The sequence below is a fragment of the Aquimarina rubra genome, assembly GCF_042684305.1.
Lineage (GTDB): Bacteria > Bacteroidota > Bacteroidia > Flavobacteriales > Flavobacteriaceae > Aquimarina > Aquimarina rubra.
Genome location: NZ_JBHULE010000002.1, coordinates 496,294 through 520,906, shown reverse-complemented (window position 1 = coordinate 520,906; position 24,613 = coordinate 496,294). Strand labels below are relative to the sequence as shown.

13 protein-coding genes are annotated in these 24,613 nt (G+C 34.3%); 6 read left to right on the top strand and 7 right to left on the bottom strand.

The features are described 5' to 3' along the window. The first annotated feature begins 227 nt into the window (after nt 1-227). The 6 genes from ACFSR1_RS02770 to ACFSR1_RS02745 all read left to right on the top strand — a co-directional run bounded on the left by ACFSR1_RS02770 (nt 228) and on the right by ACFSR1_RS02745 (nt 13,387). Nucleotides 228-1,712: a helix-turn-helix domain-containing protein gene (locus ACFSR1_RS02770; protein WP_378289391.1), complete on the top strand. Its 1,485-nt coding sequence runs from the start codon at nt 228-230 to the stop codon at nt 1,710-1,712. 513 nt (nt 1,713-2,225) lie between these two features. Further along, the gene (locus ACFSR1_RS02765) at nt 2,226-3,755 is read left to right on the top strand and encodes a helix-turn-helix domain-containing protein (RefSeq protein ID WP_378289389.1); all 1,530 of its coding nucleotides are present in this window, start codon (nt 2,226-2,228) and stop codon (nt 3,753-3,755) included. Between the two features lie 348 nt (nt 3,756-4,103). Beyond that, nucleotides 4,104-7,127, top strand: coding sequence for a SusC/RagA family TonB-linked outer membrane protein (locus ACFSR1_RS02760; RefSeq protein WP_378289387.1), 3,024 nt, complete (start codon nt 4,104-4,106; stop codon nt 7,125-7,127). Nucleotides 7,128-7,153: 26 nt separating this feature from the next. Next, nucleotides 7,154-8,560 carry a RagB/SusD family nutrient uptake outer membrane protein gene (locus ACFSR1_RS02755; RefSeq protein ID WP_378289385.1) on the top strand — a complete coding sequence of 469 codons (1,407 nt, stop codon included), beginning with the start codon at nt 7,154-7,156 and terminating at the stop codon, nt 8,558-8,560. A gap of 443 nt (nt 8,561-9,003) precedes the next feature. Then, nucleotides 9,004-12,012, top strand: a complete 3,009-nt coding sequence (locus ACFSR1_RS02750; protein ID WP_378289383.1) for a SusC/RagA family TonB-linked outer membrane protein — start codon at nt 9,004-9,006, stop codon at nt 12,010-12,012. Nucleotides 12,013-12,025: 13 nt separating this feature from the next. Beyond that, the gene (locus ACFSR1_RS02745) at nt 12,026-13,387 is read left to right on the top strand and encodes a RagB/SusD family nutrient uptake outer membrane protein (protein ID WP_378289381.1); all 1,362 of its coding nucleotides are present in this window, start codon (nt 12,026-12,028) and stop codon (nt 13,385-13,387) included. Between the two features lie 228 nt (nt 13,388-13,615). Here ACFSR1_RS02745 and ACFSR1_RS02740 read toward each other — a convergent pair whose 3' ends face one another. The 7 genes from ACFSR1_RS02740 to ACFSR1_RS02710 all read right to left on the bottom strand — a co-directional run bounded on the left by ACFSR1_RS02740 (nt 13,616) and on the right by ACFSR1_RS02710 (nt 24,411). Beyond that, entirely contained in the window at nt 13,616-17,059 is a 3,444-nt protein-coding gene (locus ACFSR1_RS02740; RefSeq protein ID WP_378289379.1) for a starch-binding protein, read from the bottom strand. A gap of 271 nt (nt 17,060-17,330) precedes the next feature. Next, a complete protein-coding gene (locus ACFSR1_RS02735) occupies nt 17,331-17,957 on the bottom strand; it encodes a class I SAM-dependent methyltransferase (protein ID WP_378289377.1) in 627 nt (208 codons plus the stop codon). A 9-nt stretch (nt 17,958-17,966) separates the two neighbouring features. Next, the gene (locus ACFSR1_RS02730; protein ID WP_378289375.1) at nt 17,967-20,027 is read right to left on the bottom strand and encodes a DUF349 domain-containing protein; all 2,061 of its coding nucleotides are present in this window, start codon (nt 20,025-20,027) and stop codon (nt 17,967-17,969) included. Nucleotides 20,028-20,168: 141 nt separating this feature from the next. Continuing rightward, a complete protein-coding gene (locus ACFSR1_RS02725) occupies nt 20,169-20,897 on the bottom strand; it encodes a shikimate dehydrogenase family protein (RefSeq protein ID WP_378289373.1) in 729 nt (242 codons plus the stop codon). Further along, nucleotides 20,894-21,922 (bottom strand): DUF368 domain-containing protein, encoded by a 1,029-nt coding sequence (locus ACFSR1_RS02720; protein WP_378289371.1) that lies wholly within the window; start codon nt 21,920-21,922, stop codon nt 20,894-20,896. Before ACFSR1_RS02720 ends, ACFSR1_RS02725 begins: the two co-directional genes overlap by 4 nt. 4 nt (nt 21,923-21,926) lie before the next feature. Next, nucleotides 21,927-22,892: a DUF368 domain-containing protein gene (locus tag ACFSR1_RS02715; RefSeq protein ID WP_378289369.1), complete on the bottom strand. Its 966-nt coding sequence runs from the start codon at nt 22,890-22,892 to the stop codon at nt 21,927-21,929. Nucleotides 22,893-23,013: 121 nt separating this feature from the next. Continuing rightward, a complete protein-coding gene (locus ACFSR1_RS02710) occupies nt 23,014-24,411 on the bottom strand; it encodes a tetratricopeptide repeat protein (RefSeq protein ID WP_378289367.1) in 1,398 nt (465 codons plus the stop codon). Nucleotides 24,412-24,613 lie beyond the last annotated feature (202 nt).

Genomic DNA, 24,613 nt, shown 5'->3' with positions numbered 1-24,613 from the left:
ACGTCTCATTAGTATCGATTTTTCATAAAAATTTTACGGTAATACCATAGCTTTCACAAATTATTTATCACTCTGGATACCCTATTTTTACTGGAATTTTAAGTAAGATATTATCGGGAAATCCGTTGTTGTGAAAAATTTATGAAAAAGTTATCGTAAATTAGGAAGTATAATTATTTAGTAATAATTGTGTGGCTAACTCAAAAAAAAATAAACTAAAGACTCTATTGAGTGTTCTTGTTTTATTGTTTGTTTCATCGAATATATATAGTTCGAATTTTGAAATAACAATAGACAAGGATAATAATAGTGAACTCTCTTTTTTATCTTCTCAAGACGAATATGATTCTAAACAATACCAAACGGTTATTGAAAAGTATCTTAAAGAATTAGAAGAGAAAAAAGCAGATTCTTTATCTATACTTAAAAAATTAGCCTTTACCTATGCAGAAATAAATAGACCTGAACGTTCGGTAGAGTATATTAATAGGTATGTAAAGGCAAGTTTAGATGTTGCGTTTGTCGGGCATAGTTTTTTTGACAAAATTAGCGATTCAGAGCCGTATCAGCTTTTGGCAGATCGCTATCTGAAAAAAGTGAATCTATGGTCAGTTTTCTGTTTGTATGCTGGTTTTATTGGATTTTTTGTAGCAATAGTATTAAATCTCAGAAGAAGATCTGATAAAGTAGCAAATCTTTTGATGAGTTCTTTTGTTTTATTGCATTCCTTTTTTATTCTGCACATTTGTGCTTTGTTGACTAATTATCAATATTATTTTTCTCACAGTTTATATATCTCTACATCATTTTCATTTCTATATGGACCACTTATATATTTTTATTTCAAAAGAGTAATCCTAAAATATAAATTTAGAACCATTGATCTGTTGCATGTAGCACCCACCATCTTCTTAGTTGTATTCTTATTACTGCCAGTTTATATTTTGTCAGGAGAGGAAAAATTAAGAATGATGTTACATGATACAACACCGCACGGAACATTGATTACTGTGGTAAAGTTAATATCCTTGGTTGTTTATGGGGTTTTGGTGATTCAGTTATATCTGAAATCTCTAAAGACCGGCAGATCCTTACAAAAAGTAGAATACCTTTGGCAAAGAAATATCGTGGCATTTTGTTCCATTTATATAGTGACCTATAGCATTTACGCTTTCTTAATCATGTCTAAAATTTATAGTGGTTTCCTATTTAATATGCAAGTAGGGGCAATGGCATTATTGGTGCTCTATGTGAGTTATACCGCTTTTGTTCAGCCAAGTATTTTTGGAAGCTTGAAAATTATTAAATCAGAACCAAAAAATAAACCATCAGGAAGTAAGTATGTGAAATCTGGTCTTACAGAAAGCCTATCTGTAGAGCTTAAAGAGAAGTTATTACATTTACTAAATCAAGAAAAGGTATATAAACAAAATAATATCACACTTCAGATACTTTCTGAATTGATGGATACCACAAGACACAATGCTTCACAAATTATTAATGAGCATTTTAATCTTAACTTTTTTGAATTGATCAATAAGTATAGAATTGAAGAAGCAAAAGAACTGCTCAAAGGCGAGACACATAGGAATTTTAATATCATTGATATCGCCTATGAAGTAGGTTTTAATAACAAGGTTACTTTCAATAAGTCTTTCAAGAAGTATAATCAGATAACTCCATCAGAATACGTAAAATCTCTTGTAGCCTAATTTCCCTAACATTTTTAGTAAGTTTTCTTCGGAAAAAGTAAAGTTTATTCGGTAAAGGTAAACCTTGATAAGGGTTGCCCAGCTTTATGATTTCTATTACTTCTTTTACACCGTAATCATAAATAGGATGGGCAATTTCTGTATAGACTTTGTTCAAGTTTTATGAAATGTAATATTTGAGTTAGCCATCAAGATATTCTTGCCATCCTTTTATGATTGCATTATTTCATTTAATGTAATTAAATTATTAGAAGTTTAATTCATTAAGTTATGCGGATAAGATGCTTAACTATAGAAGATATGCTATGCTAATCATTAATATAATGTTAATTAACACTCTTGTGTGTTAAATAAATTAACAATACTCTTTAGGTCAAGAAATTGATATTCATTGTTTTGTATTTTTAGAAAGGATTTAATTTAGTTCTGTAATCTCTAATGTGTTGGATTAATTTTATGAAAACAATTGTATGTAAGTAGTATTTTTAACAATACTTATTTTTTCAGATTATTATGTATCAAACTCAACGAAACACAATAGCTTCGTTTTTTCAGATTCTACTTCTTTGTATTTTTTGCAATGCAGGTCTATTTGGGAATGAAAGCCGGATTACTGCCATATCTAATGATTTTTCTGAAACTGAATATATACTAAGAAAAGCAGATAATTATTTTAACTTAAATAAATATAATGAGGCAATTTCCTGTTATGAACTATTATTCGATCAACAATACGAAGACTCTACGTATCTATATAAAAAAATTGCTTTTTCTTATGCTAAATCCAATCAGCCAGAACAGGCCATTGTTTATGTCGAAAAATACATTCTGGCTACATTAGATGTTTCATTTGTAAATCATAGTTATTTTGATTCTATTAAAAACGAAGAAAACTTTAAAACATTACAGAAGAGATATCAACAGAAGATTAGTGTCTGGGCATTGTTTTGTTTATATGTAGGTTGTATAGGTGTATTTATCTCTACTATTTTGATATTCAGGCAAAGGAAAGACCGAATTGCTAATTTTTTAATTGGTTGCTTCCTTTTATTACATTCTCTTTTTATTTTAAGAGTTAGTATTCTTATTACAAACTACGAATTCTATTTACCTCACTTATTATATGCATCAGCGTCTTTTTCTTTTTTATATGGACCACTTATTTTTTTCTATTTTAAAAGAGTTTACCAACAGCATAGGTTCAATAAAATAGACATATTACATTTGTTGCCAACATTGGTATTTATTGCTTTTATGATGCCTATATATTTACTATCAAGTACAGAGAAACTCCATATGATTATTCATAATGAACGACCTTATGCTAATTTGATAATGATGGCGAAATTGATCTCCTTAACAATTTATGGTATTTTGATAATTTTTATGTACTTAAAAAAAGAGGACTTCAATAATAATATAGCTAGATTAGAAAAAAACTGGATAAGAAACTTAATAATTTTTTACAGCCTTTCCACTTTGTTTTATGCTATTTATGCCTTTATCTTTAAACAATATGAAATGGGAAGTTCCCTTTTTAATCTTCAGATTTTTATTATGACCTTATTGGTATTGTATATTAGTTATAATACATTTTTTAATTTAGCGCTTGTTAGAGATAAAAATATTAGAATATTAACAAATACAGAAAAATCAGATTCATTTAAATACAGTTCTTCAAGTTTAACCTCAGAGCTGTCTGTTGAGTTAAAAGACAAACTTATAGTTTTAATGAATCAAGAAAAGATATATCGAGATAACGATATCACTTTACAAAAGTTGGCGGATCGATTAAATACTAACAGACATAATACTTCGCAAATTATCAATGAACATTTTGGGCTTAATTTTTTTGATCTTATTAATTCATATAGAATCAACGAAGCAATGTCTATTTTGAAAAAGGATAAATCCAAAGGAGTTAATATCATCGATGTTGCCTATGAGGTAGGATTCAATAATAAAGTTACTTTTAATAAATCTTTTAAAAAGTACAATCATATTACCCCTTCAGAATACTTAAGAAGTTTCGGTATTTCATAATTTTTGCCTTATTTCTACTCTTAACTCCTGATAATTAGTTTTATCGTAAGAAATCAAATTTTATGATCTGATTTTTTTGACCAAACCCTTGCCAATAAAAGAAAAGTAAAGAAGTAAAATTTCTTCGGAAAAAGGGTAAAACTTGATCAGTATTAACTATTTCAAGTCCATTTATCAGTTGTTTTGTAATAAATTGTTGGAAAGAGATAGGGGATCATTTAATCTAACAAAACTTGAACTAGTTTTCACAGAAATCATCAAATAGATTGAATTAGCCATCATTACTATACCTTCCCTTTCTCTTTCCACAATTTCTAACGGATGTCTAATTTTTATGAAATTTAATTTATGAAACAACTTAATTACAAACTGTTGTTGTTTGTGTTTTTTGTATCAGGTATTGTGTTTGCTCAGCAAAAAACAGTTACCGGTACAGTTACAGATAATGAAGGAATACCATTACCTGGAGTAAATATTGTAATAAAAAATACTTCTAATGGTACTCAAACTGATTTTGATGGAAAGTATAGTATAAGTGTAGACCGAGGCGCTGTACTGTCATTTAGTTATGTAGGCTTTGCTGACAAAGAAATTGTAGTAGGTGATTCAAACAATATCAGCGTACAACTAGAAACTGCAGCAGCGGAGCTAGAGGAGGTTGTGGTAGTTGCCTACGGATCAAAGAGTGAAAAAAAGATAGTAACCAGTATCAGCACAGTTTCAGGGGATGATATTCAAGATATTATTGCTGATTCTCCTCAAAATATACTACAAGGTCAGGCAGCTGGAGTTCAGGTGTTTTCCAGTTCTGGTGGATTGGGGGCATCACCAACCATTAATATAAGGGGTACTAACTCAATTGGTAGTAATAGTAGACCATTGTTCGTTATTGATGGAGTAGTTTTAGGAGATAATTTTACAACCTTTGGTCAAGGTTCTGGACAGGGGATTAATCCTTTGGCCAACATTAACCCTAATGATATTGAAAATATATCAGTCCTAAAATCAGCTGCGGCAGCGGCATTGTATGGTTCTCGTGGAGGTAACGGAGTGGTATTAATTACAACTAAAAGTGGCAGAAAAGACGGAAAAGTGACCGTGGATATAGATATCAACACTTCTTTTGCTTCAATAACTGATTCACCCGATTTATTAAATTCAGACCAGTTTATTGATTTTACTACGCTAGTAAGAAATGGCTCTGCAGTAGGAGCAAATCCATTAACTGATGTGGGAGGTGAGTTTGACGCATTAGATGCGATTTTAAGAACAGCTTCTACACAATCTTATAACTTTAGTGTACGAGGTGGTACCCAGAGAACAAATTATTTTATCGGAGCGACTAGGGAAGATCAAGAAGGTATAAGAGTAGGTGATAATCTTGAGAGAACTAGTTTTAGGTCTAATATCCAGACCACAGCCGGTGATTGGTTAACAGCAACTTTAAATGCCAATATATCTCATAATCGATTCGATAGAGTTCCTGCAGAGAATGCTTTTGCTTCTCCATATACGATAGCTTTATTACAAAGACCAGACGTGGAGCCATTTGATGATCAAGGTAATTTTACTACAGCAGGTAATGTGGGTGGAGGTAATGTGATAGCCCAAGAGCTATTAAACCTTAACCTTTCCACAACTACACGTATTGTAGGGAATGGATCATTAGAATTTAACCTATCTTCTTTAATAGATGGATTGAGTTTTAAACAAGATTTGGGAATTGATAGGACTTTTACAGAAAATCAACAAAGAAATGTAGAGCTATTAACCCCAGGTGGATCTGCTGCGAATTCGGTTTTCCAGCAAAACAGATACATACTTAACAGCTTACTTTCTTATAACAAAAGTTTTGGAGATTCCCACAACTTGAGTCTATTAGCGGGATATTCATTTGAAGATAATGCTTTTAGAAATGTACAAACACAAGGTACTGGATTTCTATCTGATGCGCAATTGAATATAGAATCGGCTGCAGAATTTCCTTTAACCTCATCTAGTGGAGATGCAACTAGGCTGATATCTTATTTAGGTAGGGTCTCCTATGACTATGCAAATGGAAAGTATATTTTAGAAGGTTCTATAAGAAGAGATGGCTCTTCTAGATTTGGTTTAAATAACAGATTTGGAACATTTTGGTCGGCAGCTGTAGGATGGAATGTTTCTGATGAAGCATTTATGCAGAATGTAGATTGGATCCAAGGGCTAAAATTAAACGCAAGTTATGGTACAACAGGAAATGATAGAATAGGAACTTTCCCAGCATTAGGGCTATTTACAGGAAATAATTATAATGCTACCCCTGGTTTAACTCCTTCAACCTTAGCAAATCCCGATTTACGTTGGGAAAGCACTACCACCTGGGATGTAGGATTGACAGCTGCTTTTTTCAACCGTAGATTATCTTTCAATGTAGAGTATTATCAAAGAGTTACCGATGACTTAATTTTATTCGTGCCGGTAGATCCGACATTCAATGTTGGACTAAACGGGAGGAACGAAAACATTGGAGAATTAGAAAACAGGGGTGTTGATTTCTCTATGGATGCTGTAATTTTCGATGGCGCAAACGATGGTTTCAAATGGACTTCCAGTTTAAATCTTGGATTTAACGAAAATGAAGTTACCAGTTTGCCTGAATCGTCTAGTGTAGATGAGCTAGGGAACAGATTCGTTGCTCAGGCGGGTGGATCTTTAGCATTTTCAGGGCAGAGAGCTATAGAAGGTTTTTCGGCAAATTCTTGGTATTTAATTCCATATTTGGGAGTGAATCCTCAGACAGGAGATGCAGAATGGCTGGATGCTGCCGGTAATCCTACTACAACACCTACGGATGCGGATCGACGAATCGTGGGTCAAGCCAATCCAGATGTAATCGGAGGTTTTTCGAATGTGTTTACCTATAAAAATTGGTCGTTGAATACATTATTTAATTTTTCTTTTGGGAACGATATTTTATTGACCTCAAGAACATTTACAGAAAACCCAATAAGTGGATTTAATAAATCAACTCGAGTTTTAAGTGTATGGCAGCAGCCGGGTGATCAGGCTTTCATACCAAGTCCCGATAGCCCTACTATTAATAATTTTAATCAAAACTCAACTGCACAGCTCGAAGATGGATCTTTTGTTAGATTGAAAAATGTAACGTTAGCGTATACACTATCTGATAATTTTCTGGACAAGACATTTATTAATAAAATAAGATTGTATGCTACAGCTACAAACTTAATAACTTTTAAGAGTGACGGATTAGAAGGCTATGACCCGGAAGTATCCAATGGATCCAACGGTGCAGGCGCGGTTGGGCAGGATTTCTTTACCTTACCACAAGCATCAACCTATACTTTTGGAATTAATTTTTCTTTCTAAACAGTTTAACGATATAATATATACGTATGAAAACAAGTATAATAAAAAATAATAAATTTAGTTTACTACTCATTTTGTTAGTAGTACTGTCATCTTCGTGCGAAGATAGAATAGAATTATTACCAGAAGATGACCCTGTTAATGAAGTTGTATTTTCAAATCGTGCTTTAGCATTAGGAGCTGTTACTGGTATGTATAATCGAGCCCAACAGGATGATGTATTGAATGGTACACTACAGTTTAGTTCAGAATGGCAAGCGGATAATGTAGATTTCATAGGCACATTTACAACATTTGCAGAGATACGAGATTATGCAACATTGTCCGCTAATACTTCAATCTTTGGTATGTGGGATGACAATTACGAAGTGATCGGAGCTGCAAATTTGGTTATTGATAATGTTCCTTTAGTTCCGGATGAGAGTTTTACAGATCAGGAGCGTATACAAGCTGTAGCAGAAGCTCGATTTTTAAGAGCTTTAGTATATCTTAATATTTCCACAGTTTTCGGGCAACCTCTACAAGTTGAAGATGGTGCGAACAATTTAAGCGTACCTCTTGTAACTACATCAGAACTTGGTATAGAGTTACCAAGGGCAACTTTAGGACAAGTGTATGATTTTGTAGAAACTGAACTATTAGATATTATTCCTGATTTGGCTCCTAACACCAGAATATTAGCTAATCCTGGTGCTGCCAGAGCATTGTTAGCGCGCTTATATCTATACCAAGAGCGTTGGAGTGAAGCTGCAAATTTTGCAAACGACGTGATCAACGATCCTTTTTATAGTTTAGCGGCAGATTACACGTTTTATGATTCACCAGATTCACCAGAACATATATTTACTTTAATAAATGATGCGGTTAACGGTCAAGACTCAGGACAAGGCTTTTCTGGGTTAAGTAATCCAGTACCAGAGGGTAGAGGCGATGTCCCATTCAGCCAAAATTTATTAGACGCGTATGCAGAAGAACCAGGAGATCTTAGGTTTGTTAATCTAAATCAGACAGGAGCTGGAGCAGAAGGTGCAGACAGAATATTTACCAATAAATTTCCTGATGGTGTTAATAATTCTGACGACGCACCTGTGATGAGGGTTACTGAAATGTACCTAACTAGAGCAGAAGCTAATTTCAGAGGTAGCTTATCGATAGGCGCTACACCGCTTGAGGATATTAATACTCTTAGAGATAGAGCAGGTTTACCTGATTTAACAACTGTTGATTTAGATATTATTTTAAATGAACGAAGAAAAGAGTTGGCTTTTGAAGGACAAAGAAGGATGGATCTTTTGAGAAATAACCTAAGTTTGAGAAGAACCGGACAGCCAAACGAAGCTGCATCGGCTCCCGGTGCGGATAAAACAATATATCCTATACCTCAGGGAATTAGAGATTTATCTCCTTTTCTTGATCAAAACCCTGGTTACTAATAATAATAAAATATTTTATAAAACTATAGGTCTACTGAGAAGTAGGCCTTTTTTATTAAAATAGATTTCCGACTTTGTAGTAATAATATTGTTACCATAGAAAAAATCTGCCTATTTTACCATCTTCTCATCTATTGTTTTTTTTTAAACTAGCTGTAATACGGTGCAGTAGTAGCGCCTGTATGAATCATAAAACACTCTTCTTTGACTCTGTAAGGAAATGTTTATCGGTATAGGTAAACGTTTATAGGCTTTACCCATTTTTTTAACTTCTATAGTTTCCTTTACAATACAATCATAAAAAGAATGGGCAAGAGATTGCCGATAATAATCGTGTAGTTTATTCTTATTGGTGATGTTATTGAGTTAGCCTTCAATATACTCTTGCCTTCCTTTTTTGTTGTGACTAATTATTGGAGTATAAATCTTGAAAAATTTTATTTATGAAAGTAAGCCATTACAAACTGCTGATACTTGTGTTTTTTATATCAAGTATCGCACTAGCCCAACAAAGATCGATATCCGGAACTGTTACGGACAGTAACGGAATACCATTGCCCGGAGTTAATATTATTATCAAAGACACCAATAGGGGAACGCAAAGTGACTTTGATGGAATATACGCTATTGAAGTATCAAATGGAGAAATTATTATGTATTCTTTTCTTGGTTATGTTACACAGGAAATTAGTGTTACAAATCAAAACAAAATTGATGTAGTATTAGAAGAGGATGTAAGTGCTTTAGAAGAAGTTGTTGTTGTAGGATTTGGAACACAATCCAGAAGGAAAATAACAGCGAATATTGCTTCTATTTCTTCTGATGAGATTAACGAAATTCCTACACCAAGTTTACAAAGTACACTAACAGGAAAAGCTGCCGGTGTACAGGTTACCCAATTAAATGGTAAAGTTGAAGGTGGTGTAAAAGTTCGAGTTCGGGGAATCTCGACCATATCATCTTCTCAGGAGCCTCTCTATGTAGTAGATGGAATACCAATTACCAATGCAGATGAATCTATAAACAATTCGCCAATCAACCCTCTTATTGCATTAAATCCGAATGATATAGAATCGATTGATATTCTTAAAGATGCGTCATCTGCTGCAATTTATGGAGCACGAGGTACGAACGGAGTTATTATCATTACCACCAAACAAGGAAAGCAAGGAAGAACAAAAGTCTCTCTAAATTCATCATACGGGCTTAGTACTGCGACCAATACAAGAGATTGGCTGAACGCCGACCAGTACGTAGAGTTACTAACCGAGTCTGCTTTGAATTCAGGTTTTAGTCAGGCAGGTATTGAAGGACAGTTTGATTTTTATGCTAACGGATTGGATTGGAGAAATGGAGAAGTAGATACAGATTGGCAAGAACTTGCCTTGGTAGATGGATCTGTTCAAGATTTTGGTGTATCCGTTTCCGGAGGAAGTGAAAAGACCAGATTCTTTATTTCCACAGCGTACAACAATACTGACGGTATTGTGCGTGGAAATCAATTAGAACGTTATTCTTTTAGAACGAATATTGATCATAACCTCTCAGAGAAATTCAGAGTGGGAACAAACGCAAGTGTTTCAAAATCGATCATAGATAGAATCTCTAACGATAATGCGTTTGCAACACCACTACAGGCAATTGCCCAAACACCTTTGTCTCCGGCTTATTTGGCAGACGGAATTACTCCAAATAATAACACTACAGAATACTATAACTTTTTAACAGAAGAGTTTAATGGAAGTTTTAAAACCAATATTTGGAGAGTATTAGCAAATGCGTATGCAGAATATCAAATTATTCCTGATTTAAATTTTAGATCTGAAATAGGATACGATTTGCTTTCACAAGTAGCAGAACGATTTTCAGGAAGCCTTACAGAATCAGCTTCAGTTGGAGGTTTCGGTACCACAAATGCCGTTCAAACAGAAAAATATAATCTGAATAACTATTTTACATATAATAGGGTTTTTGATAATGCTTTTGATGTAGAGGCAACTTTAGGGATGAGTTATGAAGATAGCTTTAGGAGATTACAATTTCTACAAGGACAGGGTTTCCCGTCTGATGATTTGCAGACATTAAATAGTGCAGCAGAGATTGTTGCAGGAGGATCTAGTCGTACTAGATTTAACTTTCTCTCTTATTTTGGTAGGGCGACTCTTTCGATTGCTGATAAATATCTGTTAAACGCAAGTATACGATATGATGGTTCATCAAGATTTGGTGAGGAGAATAGATTTGGATGGTTTCCGGCAGCTTCTATAGGGTGGATTATTTCAGAAGAATCTTTTCTTAATACTTCAGAAGTAGTTTCGTTACTGAAATTACGCGGAAGTTGGGGGGTTACAGGTAATGCCGGTATCGGAAACTTTGCAAGTTTAAGTTTATTTCAAGGATCACCCTATAACCAAAGAGCAGGATTGGCTCCAACACAATTAGGTAATCCTGCATTGAAATGGGAAAGAACTACCCAGGTTGATGTCGGATTAGATTTTGGTTTCTTAAATAATAGAATTTCCGGAGAAATAGATTACTATGTTAAAGACACAGAAGATTTGCTATTAAATGAACCTATTCCTGGGACCTCAGGGTTTCCTAACATCACCAGAAATGTGGGTGAAATGCAAAATAAAGGGTTTGAGTTTATTATAAACACAAAAAATATTGTTTCTCGGGATGCAAGTTGGAGTACATCAATAAACCTCTCTACGATTGATAATGAGGTAACTAAATTGCCAGGTGGTGATATCATTGCAGGAAGAAACATTGTAAGAGAAGGCGAAACTGTATCTTCATTCTATTTGGTGGAATTTGCAGGCGCTGATCCGGCGAATGGAGATGCTTTATTCATTAGGAATACTGTAAATCCTGATGGTTCAATCGATAGAAGTACCACAAATAATTTTAACGAAGCTGATAGAATTATAGCAGGAAAACCGTATCCCGATTTTATTGCTGGATTAACGAATAATGTTACGTTTAAAGGAATTGATTTCTCTTTTACTTTTCAGGGTGAATGGGGAGCTTCTATATATAATAATGCAGGACGTTTTCAATCCGGAAATGCAAGATTTTTTGATAATCAAACTACAGATCAATTACGAAGATGGCAGCAACCAGGTGATATTACAGATGTCCCTCAAGCAAGATTGTTTAGTACCAATGGTCAACAGGCTTCTACTCGATACTTACAAGATTCAGATTTTATAAGGTTAAGAAACTTGACTTTGGGGTATACCATACCAAAAGAGGTGACAAAAAAGTTTTATATGGAACGGGTTAGAGTTTATTTTACCGGGTTTAATCTATTGACTTTTACAGATTTTGATGGTTATGATCCAGAGTCTACGGCAGATTTTAACGGTAATAATAATATTCAGGTAGGAGAAACTTTTTATTCTGCGCCGCCGGCTAAAACGTATACATTAGGTATAAACATTGATTTTTAAAAAAAACATGGATATGAAAACATTAAAATATATAATACTGACATTGCTGATAACGGCAGTTTCAATTACAGGATGCGAGGATAATTTGGAGTTAGAACCAGAGCAAAGTTTATTACCGGAAGTTGCGGTGTCCAGTCCTGCAAATTTACAGAACATATTAACGGGTATTTATGATGAAGCGGGACAAGTTGTTTCTTATGGAGGACAAATAAATCTAGCGTCAGAGTTACTGGGTAATGACACCGATCTTTCCTGGAATGGTACTTTTGAGCAACCCGCTCAATTGATCGAAAAACAATTAGTACCAGACAATACGTTTGTACGAGATTATTGGCTAAATGCTTACGAAGTTAATAATCAGGCTAATATTGTAATAGCGAACCTGAATGTATTTGATGATCAATCAGAAAGAGATCGGGTAGAAGGAGAAGCTAAATTTCTTAGGGCTTTAGTTTATTTTGATTTGGCCCGATTATTTGGTCAATCTTATGAAAGTGGCGGAGGAAACTCTCAGCTTGCAGCTCCAATTATTCTAGACGCTGTGCTTGATCCGAGTGATATTACATCTCCTTCGAGAAACACCGTTGAAGAAGTGTACGCTCAGGTAATTATCGATCTACAGGATGCCGTTAGTTTATTGCCTGACACAAATGGAATATTTGCAGATAGATACGCAGCCCAAGCGCTTTTAGCCAGAGTATATTTACAACAGGGTAATTATGCGGGAGCAAGAGATGCTGCAGATGATGTTTTACAAAATAGTGGTCATTCACTAACGGCTACTTACGACGGAGCCTTTAATAATGATGGGGATTCTAGTGAGGATATTTTTGCATGGCAAATTACCAGCCAGGATGGTGTAAATCAAATGAATACTTTTTGGGCAGGTCAGGCTTTTGGTGGTAGATCAGGTAATCCGGATGTTTCTATCAATGGATCATTTTTTAGCATTTTTGATGATGCAAATGATGACAGATCCCAGTTTTTCTATAATACTTCAGGAGGTACAGCTACTACAAAATGGCAATCTCAATTTGCTAACATTCCTTTTTTGCGTATTGCAGAAATGCATTTGATAAGAGCAGAATCTAATTTTAGATTGACTACCTCTATTGGATTAGATCCGTTAGTAGAAATTAATGCTTTACGTGGTAGGTCTAATGCCGGAGCGCTTGGTGCTATTACTTTACAGGATATTATCGATGAGCGTAAACGAGAGCTGGCTTTCGAAGGTTTTACGTTACATGATATAAAGCGTCTACAAGGCACCGTTGGTACATTAAATTATGATGACAACTTTTTGGTAATGCCTGTTCCCCAGAGAGAACGAGATGCAAATCCTAATTTAATGCAAAATCCAGGCTATGGGAATTAATTGTTGAGTTTTTTATACTTTTCCAAGACTGCCTGGAAATTGGATTAGATTTCATCTTTAGAGTGGAATGAAAATAATCAATCCAAAAGTACTTTTCAGGCAGTTTTAATTTATGATAAAGTATAATAAATTGATCTTGAATCCTTTTTCTATCTTAAAAAATTACCTGCTTAAATATTGTATTTAAGCAGGTAATTTAATGTTAAATTCAGCTTTTAGTATTACAAATTATTGCTTTAGTATTTTTCGAGTGGAAGATTTTCCATCTATAGTAATTTTACAGAAGTAAATACCGCTTGCCAAAGCTTTTTCTCCAAGTTTATATTGATGGTCTCCCAAATTGACTTTTTTATTTATGACAGTTTGTGAAGCTCCATAAACATTGATAAGCTCTATTCTTAGGCTACTCGTAGGTTTTGTAATATTTAATTGTAAAACAGTGTTTTTAGTTATTGGATTAGGAAATACCTTAATATTTCTATCAAATATTTCATCTTCTGGATCATTATCATTCAATCTTAAAGTATTCGGTTTTTGATCATACCAGACACCATTATAATACCATCCGTCTTGACATCGGTTAAGATCTGATGTTTGCGATGTTCCATTGTTACTAAAAATAAGATTAGAGCAGGAAGTATTGGATAACGTATATCGATACCAACCATCTACATCACTAATCATTGATTCTCCAGGCCAGGAAGTTGTTAAATCAGAAGGAGTAGTATTCCAAAAGTAAATAGTAGGAGATGTATATGTATCAGATTTAAAGTATACAGTTAACTCTTGATTTTCTTCTGGATTACTGTCGTACCATGCTCCGTTGTAATACCACCCATCTCCGCATCTTTGAAGATCTCCGCTTTGGTCAGCTCCGTTGTTACTAAAGATTATATTAGCACAACTAATACCATTAAAAGCGAATGAATACCAGCCATTACCGATATACGTCATGGTGACTCCTGGCCAAGGTACAGTTGCCGAAGCTGGAGATGTATTCCAATAATAAATGGATGGGTTTGGTAATGGTCCTTTATAATAAATAGTCATTGCATCTGTTGTATCCGAAAATGTAAATGAATTACTAATCACAGAAGATGATAATCCTTCTGTGTCATATGCTATAGCTTTTACACTAGTATCTGACGTCAAAGAAATTGGAGAGGTATACCTAGTAGATGAGGTACTTGGTTCCTCTCCATTCAGCGTGTAATAAATTTCAATTCCCTGAGAAGAATCATCAGTTGCGTTTAATGATACAGTAATGGTTTCTCCTTGTGAAAAGGATCCACCTTCTGGGGACATTGATAAAACTGGAGGGGTATTTGCAGTATTTCTTGGATCGGTATCATACCAAATTCCATTGTCATACCAGCCATCCCGATCTCTTGTTAAATCATCAGTTTTGGCTCCACCATTATCATTAAATAACAAGTTAGTACTTTGAACTCCTTCAAAAATATACTCGTACCATTCTGAGTTATCAATTTGACTCATTTGTGGCCCGGGCCAGTTACTTGGTGGTAAAACATCAGGTGATTCATTCCAATAATGAACATTAGCTTGAGTCCACGAAGGTGGTTTTTTAAAATATACATGCAATCCTTCTATTGGGCCTATCTGGTAGTTTTTTGTAACAATATCGGATGCCGTACCATCTTTATCAAAAGCAATTGCTTTTATAGTAGTAGACGCTACAATGGTAAATGCACCGGTATATTGGGAACTAGTAGAATTTGGATTTGTTCCATCCATAGTATAGTAAATACTGTATGGAGCACCAGCTCCTCCTACAGCTTCTATGCTAACTTCTATAGGGTCCTCAGAGTTTGGTGTGCTCGGATTGATGATTACTACAGGATTACTTGGTCCATTAACGCAGTTTTCAAAGAATCCGCCTCCACAACCTCCAATAAGTCCTGGTCCATTTAGTACATAAATTCCTGCTGATCCAGAAGTCACAGTGAAATTTAATACTCCATTTTGTGCTGCAATTTCACGTCCGGTTACGGCATCTCTATACAATCCATTGGTCATTCCTGAAATACTAAATGAAGCATTTCCATCCTTAGCTAATCCCACTACAACCTCGCTATTTTGAAATACTCTGCGATAAGAAACTGCATTACCTGGAGCTTCTTTCCAGTCCCAACTACCTTTTTGTAATGCCGGAACAGCTTTTCTAATAGCATTTAACTTCTTAATATGTTGGTATATCTGATGGTTTGGAGCTTGATCTATAACGTCTCCATAATATGCTCTTCCTGTTTCATTGATGGATTTTTCAATACCTGATGCATCGTGAATGTCATTAAACTCACCAGCTTTGAATCGCATTTCAGTTCCGTAATATACTGTTGGAATTCCGCGCCAGGTAAACATAAAATTCATACATGCTGCTAAGTTTTCATCAGAGCCTCCATAACGTCTGTTCCAATCATTATTAGGGCCAAAATCGTGATTGTCTAACCAAGTCACTAATGTTGATGGATCGCTGTATAAATGATCGTATCGGGCAGCGGCTTTTACAGAAGGGAAAGATTGCCCTTCTTCAAAAGTACCGTGAAAAGTAGCTTCTCCAAAGAAGTCGATTACTGCAAGGTCTAAGGGCTGAGAATTGTTTACTTCACCTCTCCAGGTATAATAATGTGGATTTATTTCATCTACAGGATGCAATTCGTGACGTTTTTGAGCTACCTCTCCAAAAATGAATAGATCAGGATTAATAGCTTTAAATGCATCGTAGAAATAGATAATATCTTCTCTGCTCATATGCTTCACTGTGTCCCAACGGAACGCATCTACTCCCATATTAATATAAATTGCATAAGCATTAACCAGATAATCTCTTACAACTTGACTTCCTGTATTGAGGTCAGGTGTATCTCCGGCCAGTGCACGGTTTTGTAGATTTTCTATGTCATCAAATCCTTGGGCAAAACCATTACCGGAATGATGATACCAATCAGGGTCAGAAGTATCAACATAACTTTCTTTTCCAGGAAAATTATGTTGTGATAAATCCTGATTATATGGTGGCGGCATTTTAGCCAAATTGGCTCTACTCCATATCAAACCATCCTCAGGGTTGGGGGTTAATCCATCATATTCCCAATTAGGATTATCGGGTGCAAACCAAGGTTTTGTAGGATCTGTATTATATTTTATTTCGGCTACATCCTTTATCCCGAAACGCCCGGCGTGGTTAGTCACCACATCCAAAACGATTTTCATGTCCCTTGCGTGAATTTCATTTATTAAATCCTGAAATGTAGCTCCCGGAGATTCTAATCGAGGATCAACCTTGGTGAAATCCCAGGCGTGATATCCGTGATAATCTAACGGACTTCGGTTATGGACTATGGGAGTAATCCAAATAGCCGTAAAACCGAGATCTTTAATATAATCTAGTTTTTGAATTAACCCTTTGAAATCTCCTTTCCAGGTTACATCATCCGGATCAGTAATAGTAGGATTTATTGTTGGGTCAGGATTGTAAGAAGACCATTCTGTTGGAGCATTATTACTGGAATCTCCATCAAAGAAGCGTGTGGTCATTAAAAAATAAATTGTTTCTTCTCTAAAATCTGTTTGTGCAGTTACTATAAAAGAATTTAATAGTAAGCTCCATAGGCATAAAATACCTAAGAGTTTGGGTAATGAGTTTTTCATAAAATTTTAGTGTTTGCGTTTGTGTTTTGTGTGAAATCTTGCTTTCTAATTAGAGATCTATGTTAGGATTGTTATGTATAAACAAAAAATCAAAAATTATTGACGTAATGTCATTTTTTTAATAAAAAAATTATTGAATACGCAATGTAGCTAATAATTATTTGGGTATATAGTAACCGGAGTTACTCAAACGTTTTCGTGTTGATAAGATTTTGTGTAGTAGATTTTTGAGTATATAATAATGCAATCAAGTAAAGAAAAGGTTTACACTTTATTTTTTAAATATGATAAGTTTTTTGGATACGATTAGTTCACTGAAGTTGTAATGCTTTTGAATCCAATTCAATGTTTTTTTAGTGTAAAAGAATACGTGAGTAGGGTCATTCTTATACCACCAGGAATCAAAATCTATGGATTCATTATAAAGATAGGTTTTACAATATAAGCTTCCTTTGTCTTCTAATAGTGAATATAATAGTTCAAACTCTTTGCTTGGGTCATAAAAGTGTTCCATTACTTCGCAGCAAGCTATATAATTATAGCTAGTTTGAAGCACTTTAGAATCTGGATCAAAAAATGGATCATAGGTTTGGATTTGATATTCTAGATTCCTTAGCATATCAGTAATAACTGGGCCACTACCGCTTCCAAAATCTAAACCCTTATCGCTTTTATCATAATCTTCTAAAATTGAATTGACTATCGGAGAAACAAAATTTTGATAACCGGGATCAGTAACATCGTTATTATGCGTTTCATATCTTTTTCTTTCCTCATCATTAGAAAGAAAATGCGATGGGGCAAGCGAAATACCATCGCAATTAGAACAATGATAATATGCTCTTTCTTTTACAATAGTTAATTCGGTGGTTTTTGAAGCACAAAGCGTACAAACCATTTTTGCAGATTAGAGTTCTTTTATTTTCTTCAATTTGTTTTTCCAGACCTCTAGGTTTTCTCTATGTTTACCAATATTTTTTCGAACTTCGATTACCATAGGGTTGTCGTCGTCGGTATGTTTAAAGAATTGAAGATTGTTTTCTAATTGACGTATTTCGTTATGAACTTCTTCAATCTTTTTTCGAATGAAGTTTTGCTCATTTCTAAGTGCTCTGTCATCAGACTGATTTGCCAAAGAATTGAGTTTGTTCTCGTATTTGATCATTTCAGTCTCTTGTCTGCTTAGGTTTAGTTGTTCAAATAAGCTATCAAGAATTTTATTATAATCAGACTCGATATTTCGCTTTTTATATGGAACTCTACCCAACGCTTTCCAAGCATTTATATTTTCTTTAATGGTAGCAAGATCATTCTCAGGAACACCTGATAGCTTTAAATTTTTTAGTGACTCTATATGTGCTAATTTTTTTTCGTACGCTTCTGTCTCTTCTTTGTTGATCTCATTTTTTTCTGCGTGGATACGATCAAAATAATAATTACAAGCGTCTTTGAACCTTTTCCATATTCTGTCACTGTCTTTACGTGGTACGTGGCCTATTTTTTTCCAATCCGCTTGAATTTTTTTCATTAACGGAGTGGCGATAGAAAAATCATCACTGTCTTTATTGTCTTCAGCAATTTTGATGAGTTCCATTTTCTTATTTAAATTTTCGAACTGATCTTTTTTCAGACTTTTATAGAATGCGTTTTTGTTTCTGTTAAAATCTCTTACAGCGCTTTTGAACTGACTCCAGGTTTCTTCATTTGCACTCGATGGTACTTTTCCCGCCTTAAAAAAATCTTCTCGCAACGCTTCTATTTCTTTAATCTTTTGTTGCCAACCTCCATGGTTTTTTGGATGATCAGAAGTAACTTCAATGATCTTAGTGATAATTCCTTGCTTAACTTCTAAGTTCTTTTCGTATACTTTGTCCTGTACTTTGAAAAATTCCTGACGATTCTCATGGATCTGTTTAGTGAGTGCACTAAATTTTTCCCAGATAGGTTCTCTATATTCTTTTGCAACCGGCCCTAAATCTTCTTTCCACATTTTATGGAGGATCTGTAATTCTCTAAACGCCCTATTTACATCTGTTTCTTGGGCTAACTCAGTCGCACGCTCAATAATCTTAAGTTTTTGATCTAAATTATGTTTAAAGTCAAGATCCCTAAAATCTCTGTTCAGGTGCAGAAAGTCATAAAAATTCTCTGTATGGTGATGGTATGTGTTCCAGACAGTGTTATACTTATCTCTTGGGATTGGACCAGCATTATGCCATCGTTCTTTAATTTCTTTAAAGTGATTGTATGTGGTATTAATATTTTCTTCTACATTCAATAACCCTTTTAGCTCTTCTATTATATCTAATCTCTTCTGAAGATTTGCTTGAAGGTCTTTTTTTAGGTTTTGGTAGTAAGCACTTCTTTTTTCTTTATAATCGAAATAAACAGAGTTAAATTGCTTTTTAAGCGGAGTAGAGTAGTAGAAGTCAATAATGTCTCCGCCATCAGCTAAAAATTCATCTTTTTTCTGTTCTACTTCTTCATTAAACTTATCGTTAAACTCTGTTTTTATTTCCTCTACGTGCTCTTTGATAGCCAGAATTTTCTCATTTTTGATGAGATGACGTAATTCTGCGATGAGTTCTTCTTTGCTCATTGCATGGTAATCTTTCTTCTCGATATCGTGACGCTCTAATTTGCTGGTATCCTCACTGTCCTTAGCTACAGCGTCATCCATTTCACTTTGGATTTCATCATCAGGCTTTGCATCAGCTTCGCTGCTCTCTTTTTCTACCTCAGTATTTGGTGTATCCTCATTTACAACAGGCTCTTCAGACGGGATGCTGTCCTCAACAGGAGACACCTCTACATCAGCGTTTTTATCAGATATAGCATCCTTAGATTCTGATGCTTCAGAATCCGGTTCTTGTACTTCAGAAATTGGATTTTCAGTTTTCTTCTCTAAAGTTTTTGTCTTGTTCTCTTCATTTCCATCTGCCTCGGGCAGGTTATCGTGTGTGGACATTATATAAAATGTTTTTGTTTGTCTGAGGTTAACGATTGACTAAGATACTAACATCTTATATAAACTCAAAGCAAATGGAAGCTTTTAGGAATTCATTAGGTGAGTTTTGGGATGTAATTTTTATGTCTAAAAACAAAAATATTACTGATTCCAGATTTCCCATGATTTTTCTGCCTGTAAAACCAGCATCTTTAATCCGTTAGCAATTGTAGCTCCCTTCTCTTTACCCTTCTTCATAAATGTGGTTTCTTCTGGGTTATAAATCAGATCGTATAAAACGTGATGCTCTCCTAAGTATTCATAAGGGATATCCGGATGGTTTTCTACATTTGGATGTGTCCCTAATGGCGTACAATTGATGATTAATTTGAAATCGTTGATGATGTCTTCATCAAGATTGTTATAGCTTAATTCCTCAAAATCAGGATTGCGAGAAACAAAGGTGTATTTTATTTTTAATTTGGTTAATGCAAAAGCAATGGCTTTGGATGCCCCGCCGGTTCCTAAAATTAATGCCTTTTTTATAGCATCATTAAGTAAGGGTTTTAGAGATTCTGTAAAGCCATAATAATCGCTGTTGTAGCCTGTAAGTGTTCCATTATTTTCGAACTTAATTACATTGACAGCTCCAATTTCTTGGGCAACAGCATCTAATGTGTCTAAATACGGAATCACTTCTTCTTTATAAGGAATAGTTACATTCATTCCTTTTATGTTGGTGTTTTGAATGATTGTTTTTAGTGCATCAATTTTTTGAAGATCAAAATTCTGGTACTGACAGTCTAAATTCTCTTTTCGGAATTTATCGGAAAAATAGTTTCGGGAAAAAGAATAGCCTATATCTCTGCCTAATAATCCGTATATATTCATTTTGGTTTGGTTTTTAAAGTCCTTTCTCCATACCATTCTAGCCATAGAACGATTGCTATACCTACCAAAATAAAGAAGAAGGCAATGTATGTTGGTGCTATTGTTAGATCAGGGAGATACCGGTCATAATTGTCAAGAATGGGGTTACCTTGTGCATCAATTAAAATTTCTCCTAAATCATTTTGTTTATACATTTTATATTTCCAAGGCCAAACAACACCTAAGGACCCTGTGATAAACCCGATAATAGCAGCAAAAGTGGCATTTTTGTAATGTTTCAAAACATATCCTAAAAAATGTGACAATGTTACCAATCCGGTGATTGAACCTAAACTAAATACCACAAGTACTTTTAGCAATCGTATTCTCTTAGCATTTTCCATAAAGGATAAATCCCATCGTATAAGATCTGCAATGGTATCATACAATGCATTTACCGCATCAACTAATAGTAGTACATAATTACCAAAAAGTATAAGAATAAAAGAACCTGACAACCCTGGTAAGGTCATACCTGAAACACCCACAATACCACAGAAAAACACAAAAAATAAGTTATCATTTTCTTTAGCAGGTTCTAATAAACTAATACTTATTCCTACAATGGTTCCGATAATTATAAATGCGATATTACGTCTGCTCCAATCGTTAAAGTCTTTTACGATATAATATATAGAACCAATAATCATCCCAAAAAAGGCGGCCCAGACATATAATTCATAATGAATGATAAGGTAATCAAGAATTTTAGAAACACTAAAATAACTGATGAGCATTCCTAAGATTAATAGTGCCAAAAAACGACCATTAATATATCTCCAAAAACTCCTAAATCTAAAATTCACAAAGAGCTTAAATGCCTTAAGATTTATTTTCTGTAAAGAGTAAATAAATTCTTCATAAAAACCTGCTACAAAAGCTACAACTCCTCCAGAAACACCAGGTACTTTGTTAGCTGCTCCCATAGCCAAACCTTTAATGACTAAAAAAAACTTATCGCTAAACGTTCTTGTGTTTTCTGACATTTTATTAATTCTCTTTTTTTATTGCAATGCGTTCTAATATAAGAATTAATAAAAAACCGATAGTAACAAAAAGCAAAGTCCAGATGATCCTTGGATCGCCATCAAAATTGGCAGGTAGGATGCTTTTTTCTATAAATGGAACTTCAATCCCTTCAGAGTTGGTTCTCCATGATAGTACTTTTTTCCAGGGCCATAGCTTATTTAAAGAACCAATCATAAATCCTGTAAGTAATGCCAAGGTCATATTCTTATGGTTATTGAACATCCAATTTAACACTTTGGAAAACAATTTTAAACCGGTAATCGCACCAATACCTATAAACAGCAATTTGTAACAAGCTTCCCATAGTAAGTCAAAATCTAAGGATGTAATGCCTTCTCTTAATTGGTTAAGAATACCGATAAAGGTTTCATAAGCTCCTAAAATTAATAAAATAAAAGCTCCGGAAACACCGGGTAAAATCATCGCGATAATTGCAATAAATCCACAAAAAAGCAAATACCAACTACTCTCAGGAGATGCTATAGGCTCTGCAATAGTTAAAAAATAAGAAGCGACTGCTGCTATAATAATGCTAAGAAAAACTTTTGGATTCCAAGAAGTTATTTGCTTACCGATATACAAGATGCTGGCTAGTACTAAACCAAAGAAAAAAGCCCATAATAACAAAGGCTCATTATGTAAAAGCCATTTAATTAATTTGGCCAATGAAAGAATACTGATAGCTATCCCCGTAAAAAGAGCGAACAAAAAAGATAGGTTGTATGTGCTCCAGGCACTACTAAAACCTTCTTTTTTCCAAGTTTTAAAAAAATTAAAATCTAACGTATTGATAGTGGAAATTAGTTCTTCATATATTCCTGAAATGAAAGCTATGGTTCCCCCTGAAACTCCCGGAACAACATCTGCAGCTCCCATAGCGATCCCTTTTAATGAGATGACCAGGTAGTCCTTAAGACTTCTTCGCATTCTTTTTGGTTTAGCAATTGTTATACCAACAAATGTATGTATTTTTTGTTGTAAAGTATATGGTTACTCTAGCGAAATTAGAGTAACTAACTAGATTTTAATTTTCAATTAAATTTGAAGATTAAACTTTATATTCTGAAATAATATTCTGAACCAATGAAAGATTAAATACCCGTTCAAATAATTCCTCAAGAACGATAGAATATTCTATATCTAACTCTAAGGCTTTTCGAAGATGAAATTCCCCTTTGTCATATTCTTGCTTTTCATAATATAATCCTGCTAGTCTATATTGCACTTCGGCATTTTCCGGATAAAACTCTATCGCCTGATGCATGTTTTGAATGGCTGCATCAGATTCTCCGATAAATTTTAAAATATCGGATCTGTTAAGCCATGTTTCCAGTTCATAATTACCTAGCTCTAACGCTTTTCTATATCCGCGTTCTGCTTCTTCAAAAAATGCTAAACGGTTGTTGATTTTAGCATAACGTTTCCAGTATAAAACATTTTCTGAATCAATACTAATAGCTTTGTTCGTATAATAAAGCGCTTTTTGATAATTACGTTTTCGCATGTAAAAATCTGTGATCGCAATCCAGCCCTTATCTAATAAAGGATCTTCATGTACAGTTTTAGAATAATGCTGGATGGCAAGGTCATCACTACCTAATTTCTCATAACATTTTCCTATTCTTAATAGCGCAAAAGATGTAGGATCATCAAGTTCTAAAGTTATTCGATAGTTTTCGATAGCCTCATTATAGCGTTTTAGTTTCTCCAGAACTTTTCCTTTTTCAAGGTAAGCACCTATAAAATATTCATCACTAATAATAGCAAAATCAAATGCTGCTAAAGCCTTTTCGTAATCTTTTAGATCATAATATTGCTTTCCAACCTGATGCCAGGCAACTTCGCAATATGGGTTTTTGTCCAAAAACATATTTAAGTATGTAATGGCCTCTTCGTGCTGTTCTAAAAAATCAAAGCAATAAATGATGTTATATAATGCTGAATAATCCTGATCGTCCGTTTCCAGACATCTCATAAAGTTTATTTTCGCGTTTTCAAAATCATCCATAAAAAGATATTCCATTCCGATTAAAGAATAGACGTCTGCTTCATCTGCAGTATATTGCAATGCAGTGCTTAACAATTCGATCGCTTTGACATGATCATTTTGCTTAGAAAGAATATTTGCTTTTTGGATATATATTTCTTCATTTTCAGGTTCTAAAGCGTGCAGTTGAGCCAGAAGCGTATCTGCCTTGTCTAACCGATCCTCGAAAACAAGAATTTCTACTTGTAGTAGCTTTAAGTTTATCGAAGACGGATGCTGAGAAAGTCCTAAAGAAATTGCTTTTTTAGCTTTAGCGATTTTTCCGTTTTCCAGATAATGATGAATGATAGATTCAAACTCGTCAGAATCAAAAAACTTAACATCATTAGATCTCAACATAGACTCGTAACGAGTAATTGAGAAATTATTATCTCCGAATTCTTCGTGGTTAAATTTCATCCGTTCGTGTTTATTTTAAATAAATGTCAGATGGAATTCGCATATCAATCCTTCCAATATTTTTGAAATTCATAAGTATGCTCATTTCATACACGTTGATTAAAGATGCCATATAAATTACAAATGCGTTGCAAACCTTTTTTGTCTTCCCCAACAAGTAAGAGTGTTACAAACTTCCATTACTCAATTTATTTTTAGCATT

Coding starts and splice junctions, on each gene's coding strand:
- ACFSR1_RS02765 (WP_378289389.1), top strand. CDS start 2,226: ATGTATCAAACTCAACGAAACACAATAGCTTCGTTTTTTCAGATTCTA.
- ACFSR1_RS02760 (WP_378289387.1), top strand. CDS start 4,104: ATGAAACAACTTAATTACAAACTGTTGTTGTTTGTGTTTTTTGTATCA.
- ACFSR1_RS02755 (WP_378289385.1), top strand. CDS start 7,154: ATGAAAACAAGTATAATAAAAAATAATAAATTTAGTTTACTACTCATT.
- ACFSR1_RS02750 (WP_378289383.1), top strand. CDS start 9,004: ATGAAAGTAAGCCATTACAAACTGCTGATACTTGTGTTTTTTATATCA.
- ACFSR1_RS02745 (WP_378289381.1), top strand. CDS start 12,026: ATGAAAACATTAAAATATATAATACTGACATTGCTGATAACGGCAGTT.
- ACFSR1_RS02740 (WP_378289379.1), bottom strand. CDS start 17,059: ATGAAAAACTCATTACCCAAACTCTTAGGTATTTTATGCCTATGGAGC.
- ACFSR1_RS02735 (WP_378289377.1), bottom strand. CDS start 17,957: ATGGTTTGTACGCTTTGTGCTTCAAAAACCACCGAATTAACTATTGTA.
- ACFSR1_RS02730 (WP_378289375.1), bottom strand. CDS start 20,027: ATGTCCACACACGATAACCTGCCCGAGGCAGATGGAAATGAAGAGAAC.
- ACFSR1_RS02725 (WP_378289373.1), bottom strand. CDS start 20,897: ATGAATATATACGGATTATTAGGCAGAGATATAGGCTATTCTTTTTCC.
- ACFSR1_RS02720 (WP_378289371.1), bottom strand. CDS start 21,922: ATGTCAGAAAACACAAGAACGTTTAGCGATAAGTTTTTTTTAGTCATT.
- ACFSR1_RS02715 (WP_378289369.1), bottom strand. CDS start 22,892: ATGCGAAGAAGTCTTAAGGACTACCTGGTCATCTCATTAAAAGGGATC.
- ACFSR1_RS02710 (WP_378289367.1), bottom strand. CDS start 24,411: ATGAAATTTAACCACGAAGAATTCGGAGATAATAATTTCTCAATTACT.